This window comes from Chitinophaga chungangae, assembly GCF_017742215.1.
In the GTDB taxonomy this organism is placed as follows: domain Bacteria; phylum Bacteroidota; class Bacteroidia; order Chitinophagales; family Chitinophagaceae; genus Chitinophaga; species Chitinophaga chungangae.
Genome location: NZ_JAGHKP010000003.1, coordinates 1325432 through 1335633, shown reverse-complemented (window position 1 = coordinate 1335633; position 10202 = coordinate 1325432). Strand labels below are relative to the sequence as shown.

Annotated in this window: 8 protein-coding genes; 3 read left to right on the top strand and 5 right to left on the bottom strand. The window is 53.3% G+C overall.

Annotated features, from left to right (window positions below):
- Positions 1-206 precede the first annotated feature (206 nt).
- Genes J7I43_RS24955 through J7I43_RS19730 form a run of 5 tightly spaced genes read right to left on the bottom strand, consistent with a single transcriptional unit; the run spans position 207 to position 4040 of the window.
- Positions 207-1523 (bottom strand): sensor histidine kinase, encoded by a 1317-nt coding sequence (locus J7I43_RS24955; RefSeq protein WP_209147585.1) that lies wholly within the window; start codon positions 1521-1523, stop codon positions 207-209.
- A 2-nt stretch (positions 1524-1525) separates the two neighbouring features.
- Positions 1526-2197 (bottom strand): response regulator transcription factor, encoded by a 672-nt coding sequence (locus J7I43_RS19745; RefSeq protein ID WP_209147584.1) that lies wholly within the window; start codon positions 2195-2197, stop codon positions 1526-1528.
- 5 nt (positions 2198-2202) lie between these two features.
- On the bottom strand, positions 2203-3048 hold the full coding sequence (locus J7I43_RS19740) for a hypothetical protein (RefSeq protein WP_209147583.1): 846 nt from the start codon (positions 3046-3048) through the stop codon (positions 2203-2205).
- Positions 3049-3075: 27 nt separating this feature from the next.
- Positions 3076-3363 carry a hypothetical protein gene (locus J7I43_RS19735; protein WP_209147582.1) on the bottom strand — a complete coding sequence of 96 codons (288 nt, stop codon included), beginning with the start codon at positions 3361-3363 and terminating at the stop codon, positions 3076-3078.
- A 59-nt stretch (positions 3364-3422) separates the two neighbouring features.
- Positions 3423-4040, bottom strand: coding sequence for a hypothetical protein (locus J7I43_RS19730; RefSeq protein WP_209147581.1), 618 nt, complete (start codon positions 4038-4040; stop codon positions 3423-3425).
- Positions 4041-4075: 35 nt separating this feature from the next.
- Here J7I43_RS19730 and J7I43_RS19725 point away from each other — a divergent pair, with 35 nt between their 5' ends.
- The 3 genes from J7I43_RS19725 to J7I43_RS19715 all read left to right on the top strand — a co-directional run bounded on the left by J7I43_RS19725 (position 4076) and on the right by J7I43_RS19715 (position 10051).
- Entirely contained in the window at positions 4076-4939 is an 864-nt protein-coding gene (locus J7I43_RS19725; protein ID WP_209147580.1) for a DUF4886 domain-containing protein, read from the top strand.
- 64 nt (positions 4940-5003) lie between these two features.
- Positions 5004-6341 carry a glycoside hydrolase family 2 TIM barrel-domain containing protein gene (locus tag J7I43_RS19720; protein WP_209147579.1) on the top strand — a complete coding sequence of 446 codons (1338 nt, stop codon included), beginning with the start codon at positions 5004-5006 and terminating at the stop codon, positions 6339-6341.
- Positions 6338-10051: a glycosyltransferase family 2 protein gene (locus J7I43_RS19715; RefSeq protein ID WP_209147578.1), complete on the top strand. Its 3714-nt coding sequence runs from the start codon at positions 6338-6340 to the stop codon at positions 10049-10051. Before J7I43_RS19720 ends, J7I43_RS19715 begins: the two co-directional genes overlap by 4 nt.
- Positions 10052-10202: the final 151 nt, after the last annotated feature.

Genomic DNA, 10202 nt, shown 5'->3' with positions numbered 1-10202 from the left:
AGGCATCGACCCGAAACGGTTGTATTACAGCAACAAAGGCGAGCTGGAACCGGTGAACAAATGCAAGGACGGCGTGCCCTGCAGCGAGGAAGAATACAGGGAGAACAGGCGTTCGGAACTGAAAGTGGAATGGTAAAATTACTGATAAAAGGGCTGCCATTGGACAGGTTATGTTGGCATACCCGGAAGATCGTAGGGCAAAAGTCTTAAACCAGCGGGAAGCTGACAATAAAAGTGCTGCCTTTATCAATGGCCGAAGAGACGGAGATTTCTATCCCATGGTATTGGGTGATAGTTTTGGCGATGGAAAGCCCCAGGCCATAACCTTCCAGTTCCGTTCTGGCTACCTTTTTAAAGCGGTCGAAAATGGCGCCGATTTCGTGTTCGCCGATGCCGATGCCGGTATCACTGATGATAAGCTGGTACATTTCCCCGGGAAGCACCCGGTCGCTTACAGTTATTTGTCCCTGGGGTACATTATACTTTATGGCATTGTTGAGCAGATTATATACCAGCTGGAATATCAGGTCGTGATTAAGATGGTGAAGCACGATCTCCCTGGAAAGGCGCATGTTAAACTGTAACTGTTTATCTTCCAAACGGTGTTCCAGTTCTTCCATTAATTCCGTCAGCAGCAGGTATGGCGACACATCGTCCGTTTTTGGGAACTGATCGTTTTCAATACGCGAGATAAGCAGTAATGAATGGACAATCTTTTTCAGGCGGTGTAATGTCTTCATCATACCTATGATTTTCCTTTGTAATTCCTCGTCCGGTGAGTCTTCCGCTATCAAATTTTCCATCTTATTTTGAAGGATGGTGATAGGTGTCATCAGTTCGTGAGACGCGTTGGACGTGAACTCGCGTTCTTTTTCAAAGGCCTCGTTGATTTTACCCATCAGTTCAACGAGCGAATCATCAAGATATCGGAAGTCGGTAGTAGATGTTTTGATGGATGGCACATGATCTTTAAAAGGGAATTTCCGGTTAACCAGCCTCGTGCTGATAATAACGCCGAGCGGGCGCAACAGTAGCCGGGTGAATATAAGGTCTGCCAGGGTGGTGAGCACTATCAGGCCAAACAGTACATACAGGGCCACTTTTTGCAAAGGGCGGTTATACTGGCTGATAGTAGCCGTTTTTTTCCCGACTTCCAGCATATACCGGTTGTGTTGGTATGTGAAGATATGGCTTAATACGCGGTAAGTAAGCGTATCTCCCTCCACTACACGTTGGAGGGTGGCGATGGTATCGGGCAGGCGGGCGTTACCGGCGGGTTCCATCGAAATATATTCTTCCTTCAGCATGGTGTAGCTGCCATAGTTTTCTTCGCCCTGCAGATAAGCGTCGATGCCGTTTTTCCAAATTACGCTCAATACCTTCTTTTTTTGCTCTTTCAGATAGTTATCGTTATACCTGAAAGCAATGTCCTCTACAAGGAAAGGCAATAGCAGCACGAAAAGGATGGCAATCGCCATTTTCGACAAGGTAATGAAAAGAGTAAGTTTGGTAAAAAGTTTCACGCTCAGATCTTTATTTTATACCCCACGTGCCGGAGGGTCTGCAGCCATTCCACGGAGGCAAAGGCCGATAATTTCTTCCGGATATTTTTAATATGCACGTCAATAAAATTCGAATCATAATCGTCATTCGAAAAGTTTCCCCAGATATGTTCACTCAACTGCATCCTGGTGAGCGGCCTGTTTTTATGAAGCAGCATATAACTAAGCAGATCAAATTCCCTTCTCGACAAAGAAATTTCCTGATCTTCAAAAAACACGCTTCTTTGATGCAGATCAATGTCAAAATCTCCCAATGCCACCTTGCTATCCGTCAGCCCAAACTTCCTCCTGGAAATAGCCTGCATCCTGGCCTGTAGTTCCGGCAGCGAAAAGGGTTTTGGGAGATAGTCATCCGCTCCCATATGAAGACCTTTAATCCGGTCTTCCAGTTGCCCGCGTGCGGTAAGAATAATGTAAGAAGCCTCCGGGCAGTTTTTTCTTGCCTCCTGCAATAGTTGCAGACCGTCTCTATCAGGCAGTCCCAGGTCCAGCAGGATAAAATCATATTGATTTTCTTCCATTTTCTCCAGCCCGTGCCTGGCGGTATAAGCCAGATCGCAGCAGTATGATTTTTCAAGATAGGCCTGCATTTCCGCAGCCATCGCCTTTTCATCTTCTATGATCAGTACTTTCATCTTTATTAAAACTGGTAATAGAAACTGCAGGTAAAAAAAGAGTTGGCATCTCCAGCGCCGCTGAGCGCTTTATCGCTTAATACAGAGAGCTGGTAGGCCACTTCTATCATGTAATGGGCCCTGTTATACGCTAACGGTACTTTCAGGCTATAAGATAACAGATCGAATCTGGTGGCCTCTTTCGTAGTTGTTTCCGATGTGCCGGGAATACCCGGTATCACGGGTAAAGGCAAACCCAGTAATTGTTTCTCCTGTATGTAAGTTTGGTAAAAATGCTGGGTTCCGCCCACTGCTTCCGCTGAAGGTGTTAGGGTGACCAGGTCTTTTCCTTTGAAGAGGCTGCCCAGTTGAATCATTTTTTCGGTACTCAGGGTTACAAATACGTCGCGCTGTTTTCCAAAGGCATAATCCACATGAACGCCGGTGGTCATCCAATATTGGTACTTCAGGCCGGCAGCGGCATTATCGGTATTCGCAGCCTGCAAAAAGGGGGAGTTTGAAGGAAAGAACGTATGGCTGTAGCTGAGGTCCGCAGCCAGTTTTTTCCCGATCTTAAATTCAATGCCCGCCCCGGCGCTGGTGGCCGATACCGCCGCTCCGGAATCGTTCAGTAAACGGTATCCTACCCCTGAAAAATAGATCCCCGAACGGAACTGCAACGTGGCGCTGGCCGCTATATAAGGCATGGGGGCTGCGGCAGTCTGACCATAATAATTGGCATTGTTTGAATATAACGTTCCCAGTGTCAGTGTAACTTTCTTGTTGTCGGTTTGCGTGCCGGCCGTATCCGTTTGCGCCTGTGCACTGCTGTGGCATAGCCAGAAAACTGGCAAAATCAATAGATATCTCATGTCATCCTTTTTAACCCGGTTATGATATTATAATATCTTTCCCGGAATGATCTTAGGCTTGATGATCCTGACGGGCTTTATGGGCAATGGTGAAGGAACAGCCATCGGTTTGATCATGCGCCTCGATTTTGGTACTTCCTTTATCTTTGGTAAATGCCCCTGCAATGTGGCCACAGGTTTTTCAACTGGTTTGCTGGCTGCAGTCTTCACAGGCTGCAAGGTGTCGGCAATAGGCGCGTATCCATAACTGCTGGATGTTTTTAACAGCAACAGTCCCGGAACAATAACGAGGGTAGATAAAAGGAATTTGATCATTGCTATAAAAATAACAGATTTTTGCCGGAAAAATGCGGCAAAAATCTGTTCTGCCGGAATTACAGGATACCTGTTAATACTCCTCCTGCAATACGTGTATTAATGCGGATAGGCGCCGCCTGTATTTTTATAATCTGGTTTACAGTAGCGTTAACAGGCGAGGCTCCTTTAACCTTGCCGGTGACCGCATTTTCGAGTTTGGTCCCGATGCCGGCAGTGGATTGTAAAGTGCTGTTTACGGCGATTTGCGCGTTCGCACCGGCGCCGGCCGCGGTGGTTGCCACCGTGTTTAATTGACTGTTAGCGGTCTGCGCAGCTTGTTCCGCAGCGTTGGACTGTACGTGAACTGTAGTGGTGTTACTGGCGCTCACACCGGCGTTCCCGGTAGTTTCATTTGCATGGGTTTGACTGTTTGCGGTTACTTTTCCTTCGGTTTTTACGGAAGTTTGCTGGGCAAATGCGGTTCCTGAGAGTAATAATGCGACAGCGATTAATCCTTGTGCTTTCATGATCTTAGTTTTTAGGTTGTTCAATATTGTTTGTCGGAACAAAACTAATCCCGCAAGATGAAGCGAAAATGAAGAAAGCGTACAAAGATGTCGCAGGGTAAATGTTGCAACGATGGCAGGAGACCAGGTTGCCTCTTCCGGCAGGCGATTTGGATTATCAACTTTCATGTAATAATTTAACCGTTCGTTTAAACGAACATAACATGCTATCAAAATTCAGAACAGGTCTTTTTATACTGCTGAGCATATGCATCTCGGTACAGGCGCAGGACGATAAAAAAATCCGCCTCTTTATCATCGGCAACAGCTTTTCACAGAATGCCGCCACGTTTCTGCCGCAACTGGCAAAGGAAGGGGGAATGGAGCTGGAGCTGGGCCGCGCCGAATTGGGCGGTTGCTCGCTCGAAAGGCACTGGAAACTGGCGGAATCCGGCGAAAAAGCATATAAAGGAAAGTCGCTTCGTGAGATGTTGTCTGACGGGCGCTGGGATATCGTCACCATTCAGCAATACTCCCTGCTTTCCGGCGATCCGGATACTTATGAGCCCTATGCGCGCAAGCTGGTTGAACTGATCAGGTCGCTGCAGCCCGGGGCGAAGATCTTTATTCACCAGATCTGGGCTTACCGCAACGATGCGAAAGCTTTTGGGAAAATAAACGGGGAGGAGCGCGCAAAAACCGCGGAAGAAATGCACCGGCATGTACGGGCCGCTTACCACAAGGCCGCAGCCGAGCTGGGCCTGGGCATCATCCCGACCGGCGATGCGTTCAGGGCAATGGAGGCCAGCAGGAAATGGCATTACAACAAAGACACCACTTTTAATTTTGATACCCCGCAGGCGGGCCAGTTGCCCGACCAGACCAATTCCCTGAATGTAGGGTACGTTTGGCGCGACGGCAAACTCGCCTTCGATGCCAACCACGCCAACACAGCGGGCTGTTATCTTGGATCGCTGGTATGGTACCGCACGTTGCTGGGAGGGAAAGTGAAGAAGGTGAAGTTTACGCCTGAAACCGTGTCAGCCCCGATGGCAAAGAAATTCAAAAAGGTGGTAGCGGGATTGTAAGGAACGCGCGGCAGGGCGGCCTTTAAAAAGTTTCCGTTATATTTATGCGGTTCGAGCTGACCGCATGATACAACATCCACGCACACGCCATACACCCGTGTACCCGGTTTTTATAACCCTGGCCCTGATATGTTTTGTCCTGGCCGCCTGCCGGCACACGCCCGTTCCTTCCGCTTCACGCAAGGTCTATATCGGGCAATCCGGGGGCCGTTACACCATTTTCAGGGATGGCCGTCCTTTCACCGTCAAAGGCGCGGCAGGGAACGGACAGCTGCAGGCGTTGCGGGAAGCCGGCGGCAACACCATCCGCACCTGGGACACCGCAGGGCTGGGTGTATTGCTGGACGAAGCGCAGGCAGCGGGCATCGCCGTCATTGCCGGGCTATCCATCCCGTTCAGCCGCTCCCTTGAATTTTACCGCGATACCGCCGCCGTATCCGCCCTCTGCCTTGGATATGAGCGGCTCATAGAACGTTACAAAGATCATCCCGCCCTGCTGATGTGGTGCCTGGGCAACGAGGTGGATTTTCCCTACAGGCCCCGGTTCCGTCCGTTTTACAAAGCATATAACCGCTTGCTGGACACCATCCATGCCCGCGACCCCGATCACCCCGTTACTACCGCGCTCATCAATTTCAACCGGCGCAATATTTACAATCTCCGCTGGAAAGTGCCGCAACTGGACCTGATCTCGCTGAACATATTCGGCGAATTGCAGCAGCTGCGCAACGACCTCCGGAAATTCCACTGGTTCTGGAACGGGCCGTTCCTGATCACTGAATGGGGCATCAACGGCCCATGGGAAACCGAAACCACCGCATGGGGCGCTCCCGTCGAAAACACCAGCAATAAAAAAGCGGAACAATATTTACAGCGTTATACGGATTATATGCCCGTAAACGATCCGCGTTTTCTGGGAGCCTGTGTGTTTTACTGGGGGCAGAAGCAGGAAGTGACGCATACATGGTTCAGCTTGTTCACCGGGAACGGCGGTGCTTCCGCCACCGCGCAGGCCATGCAGTATATCTGGACGGGGCGATGGCCGGCGCATAAAGCGCCTGCATTGCAATACATGCTGCTGGAAGGCAAAGGTGCAAGGGATAATATTTTGCTTGGCCCGGGCACGCTCCATTCCGCAGAGCTCCTGTTGGAAAACCCCGGCAGGGATTCTCTCCGGTTTGAATGGGAAGTGCTGCCGGAAGATTGGTTCATCCGTTTCCGAAACGACGTGAACACCTGGAAGCCGCCGGCACTGGACAGCCTGCTGCTTTCCCACGAAGGCACCAGGGCCAGCTTCCGCGCGCCGTCGCGGGAAGGGCCATACCGTATATTCGTGACCGTATATGATGCATACGGCAATTTCGCTTCCACCAATACACCGTTTTACGTAATCGCGCCATGAAGGAACCACTGGAACCTGTCACACCGCCGTCGCGGCGGGAACTGTTTACGCTCAGGCTCATGATATTGCTCGGCACCGCCAGCATAGGCGTGCTGCTGATCGTGCTGTTCCGCCGCGTGCAAATCGGTTACGCCCCGTTTTATTGGGTGCTGATGGCGGGCATCACCTTCAACTGTCTCGCTATCCTGCACGAATGGTATCATTATGCCGCTATCCGCATTCCGCCTTCACCCCAGCCGCAACGTCCATTCACGGTAGACGTGCTTACCACCTACTTTCCCGGCGAACCGTATGAAATGATCGTGGAAACGCTTACCGCGGTAAGGGCCATGACCTATCCGCATACCGCCTGGCTGTGCGACGAAGCGAACGATCCTTATCTCCGCGAAGTGTGCGGTCGCCTGGGCGTGCGGCATATAACCCGTACAGACCGCAGGGACGCCAAGGCGGGGAATATCAACAACGCCCTGCAATACGCAACGGGAGAGCTTTGCGTGGTGCTGGACCCGGACCATGTGCCTTCACCGGGTTTCCTGGATGCCGTAGTGCATCACTTCAACGATCCGGAGATCGGCTTCGTGCAGATCGTGCAGGCATACAGCAACCTGGGAGACAGCATCATCGCCAAAGGCGCCGCCCAGCAAACGTTCCAGTTCTACGGCCCGATTATGTCCACCATGAACAGCTACGGCACCGTGCTGGCTATCGGCGCCAACTGCACCTTCAGGAGAGCCGCCCTGGATTCCATCGGCGGGCATGCAAGCGGGCTGGCGGAAGACATGCATACCGCCATGCACCTGCACGCCAAAGGATGGAGATCGGTGTACGTGCCTGCCGTGCTCACCCGCGGGCTGGTGCCCAATACGCTTTCCGCGTATTACGCCCAGCAACTGAAATGGGCGAGGGGCACCTTCGAACTGCTGGTGACCACCTATCCCAGGCTGTTCAGGCAGTTCACCTGGCTGCAGCGGCTGCATTACGGCACCATCCCGCTGCATTATTTGTCCGGTCTCGTCTTTCTCATCAACTTCCTCGTGCCGGTGCTTTCGCTGGTGACGGGGTATATTCCTTTCCGGGCAGACCTCGTGGAATTTTCGCTGCTCGCTTTTCCCGCCATCGGCTCCATCCTGCTTATCCGCCATTATGTGCAGCGCTGGGTGATGGAAGAGACCGAACGCGGCTTCCATGTTGTGGGCGGCCTGCTGTTTATCGGCACCTGGTGGATCTACCTGCTCGGCCTTGCTTATACCATCGCTCGGAAAAAAGTACCGTACCTCCCCACGCCGAAAGACGATTCTGGGCCGGACGACTGGCGGCTGAACATACCCAATATTGCCGTGCTGGCAGTATCGCTGGCGGCGATCATATACGGGCTGCATTACGACTGGAACCCCTATTCGCTTTTTATGGCCGGCATTGCAGGCATCAATTGCCTCATCATGGTATTCAACATCATCGCCAGCCTTCAACTGAGAAAAATACCCGCTCGTTACGGCTGGGTGAAAACGATGCTGATACTCCCGCTGCTGCTTAAAAAACAATTCTGGGTGTTCCGTCACCTGCACCTGTACACCGGCATCCGCAAACTCGGGCTTCCGTTGCTGCTCGCCGTGATCGTACTGACCTGGCATTTTACCGCCGGGCAGCGTCAGGCTCCCGTTGTACAACCGGTTCCCAGGCACGACATTTTTTATACCGGCGTGTACAATCCTTCAGGCCAGGGCATGCCCCGCATGCCGCTTACATCACTGTACATTGCCTGGGGCGACGGGCCGGAGCATCTGCTGCCGGATTCGCTGGCGGCCGTTTATAACAGCGGCTCCGTTCCCATGATCACCTGGGAGCCCTGGACCTCTGGGTTTGGGCTTAGCATCAACGGGCTGGAGCACGAACAAAAAGTAATGTCCCTGATCCCCACCGGCATTTTCGACGGTTACCTGGAACGGTTTGCAGACCAGGTAAAAGCATTGGACCGCCCGATGTTCCTCCGTTTTGCGCATGAGCCGGACAATCCAGACTATCCATGGTCGCCGGCCGGGGGCAATACGCCCGAAGAATTTCGCGCCGCCTGGCGGTATGTGCATGCGCTTTTCCTTAGCCGCGGGGCGATAAACGCGATCTGGGTATGGAACCCATGGAAAGCGGCCAATGCTGCAATGTATTTTCCCGGCAAGGCATACGTGGACTGGATAGGCGCTACCGTCCTCAACTATGGTCCGGGGCATGGCGGCAAGGAATGGCATTCCTTCGAAACTTTGTACATGCCATTCCACAGCCTGCCGCTTTTCCGTTCCGGCATGCCTGTCATGATAACAGAAATGGGCTCCGTCGCGGACGCCGGCAACCAGGAACGCTGGTTCAGCGATGCATTCCGGGCTATTAGCGCGCGTTTTCCCGAGATACAGGCGCAGGTGTTTTTTCATAACGGTTACGATAGAAATGTACCGGAAGGCGATACCGCGCAGTACCTGGACTGGGCCATCCGTAAGCCCGGGCAACTGCTGGCCGCCCTGGACATTTATCCCCGCCTGCGCAGCCCGGTTACTCCCGCAGTCGCAGCCATTACGGACGCAGCGGTACCTGGTCCGGGCGCCCGGCACAAACTACCGGACAGCATCCGGGGGCTGCTTTACCAGAAAGGAGAGGACTGGTTCAGGAACCGGCATACGCTCACGCGCCGGGAAACCGCCCATGACCTCCAACAAATGCGGCAACTGGGCGTGAACACCATCCGCCGGTACGGGCCGGGCATATACGACCGGAATGTGCTGGCGGAAGCCGGCATCCATGGCATCGGCGTGCATTACGGGTTCTGGCTGCCGGAAGTGACGGACATGGACAGGGACAGCGCAACGCTTGCACAGGCGCGGGAAACCATTCTCCGCACGATAACCAGGCGCCGCAACGATACCGCTATTACGGCATGGCACCTGGGAAACAATGCATGGCAGCAGCTTGCACTGCATCATTTTAAACCGGCTTTGTTTTACCAGCAGCAACGTTACCTGCGCTGGCTGGAAGGATTGTCCGCAGCCATCAAAGCCGCCGATTCTTCCAGGCCGTTAACGGCGGACGTACTTTTTAACCCGGGCTCCGTGCCCGCGCTGCCATGGCTTCAGCAGCAGCTGCCGGCCATAGACGCTTTCGGCATCGAAGCAACCGGCGACACCAGCGGCCTGGCCGCCCTTCTTTCCGGAAACTTTCCCGGCTTTATCAGCAGAATGCCTGTAGCCGCCTTCGCCAGGCTGCAGCCTGTGCCGGCATTCCTCACTACCTGGCAAGACCTCGAAACCCGTGATTTTGTTACCTTCGACGGCCTTACCGACCATCGCGGCCGTTATAAACCAGACTGGCACCTGCTCACGGGCCTGTGGAGCGGGGCTCCCGCGCCGCCGCCATTGCCGAGGGTGAAAATACTCCGGCCTTCCCGCACGACGCTGCCCGGCAGCCGCCTCACTTACAACGCGCTCATCAGCACCGGCAACGGGTGGCGGTTTGCCGACCCCGGCACGGACCGGCTGCGGTTTGAATGGTACCTCGTGCAGACGGACGGCTATGGCAATCCCTTCCGCCTGCAGCCAGTCGGGGAAGGAGCGTATCTTACGCTTACCATTCCGGCCCAGCCCATGCAATACCGGCTTTACCTGGAAGCCACGCAGGATGGCAGCGCATCTACCGATCTCAGCACGCTGAACACGCCGCTTTACTGAACATGGCCGGGAATATTAACCGGGAATTTCAATGAGAAGAAACTTGCACGGGGCGCAAAGCCCGCGAAGAAATTCAGGAAGGTAATGGCGGGGTTGTAAAAAGGCCGCAATATCGCGGCCTTTTTACGTATTCTTCATTTTTTCGGAAACG

What these genes read in the sequence shown, in the direction of transcription:
- J7I43_RS19715 (WP_209147578.1), top strand. Translation starts at nt 6,338, where the DNA reads ATGAAGGAACCACTGGAACCTGTCACACCGCCGTCGCGGCGGGAACTG.
- J7I43_RS19735 (WP_209147582.1), bottom strand. Translation starts at nt 3,363, where the DNA reads ATGATCAAATTCCTTTTATCTACCCTCGTTATTGTTCCGGGACTGTTG.
- J7I43_RS19725 (WP_209147580.1), top strand. Translation starts at nt 4,076, where the DNA reads ATGCTATCAAAATTCAGAACAGGTCTTTTTATACTGCTGAGCATATGC.
- J7I43_RS19745 (WP_209147584.1), bottom strand. Translation starts at nt 2,197, where the DNA reads ATGAAAGTACTGATCATAGAAGATGAAAAGGCGATGGCTGCGGAAATG.
- J7I43_RS19720 (WP_209147579.1), top strand. Translation starts at nt 5,004, where the DNA reads ATGATACAACATCCACGCACACGCCATACACCCGTGTACCCGGTTTTT.
- J7I43_RS19730 (WP_209147581.1), bottom strand. Translation starts at nt 4,040, where the DNA reads ATGAAAGTTGATAATCCAAATCGCCTGCCGGAAGAGGCAACCTGGTCT.
- J7I43_RS19740 (WP_209147583.1), bottom strand. Translation starts at nt 3,048, where the DNA reads ATGAGATATCTATTGATTTTGCCAGTTTTCTGGCTATGCCACAGCAGT.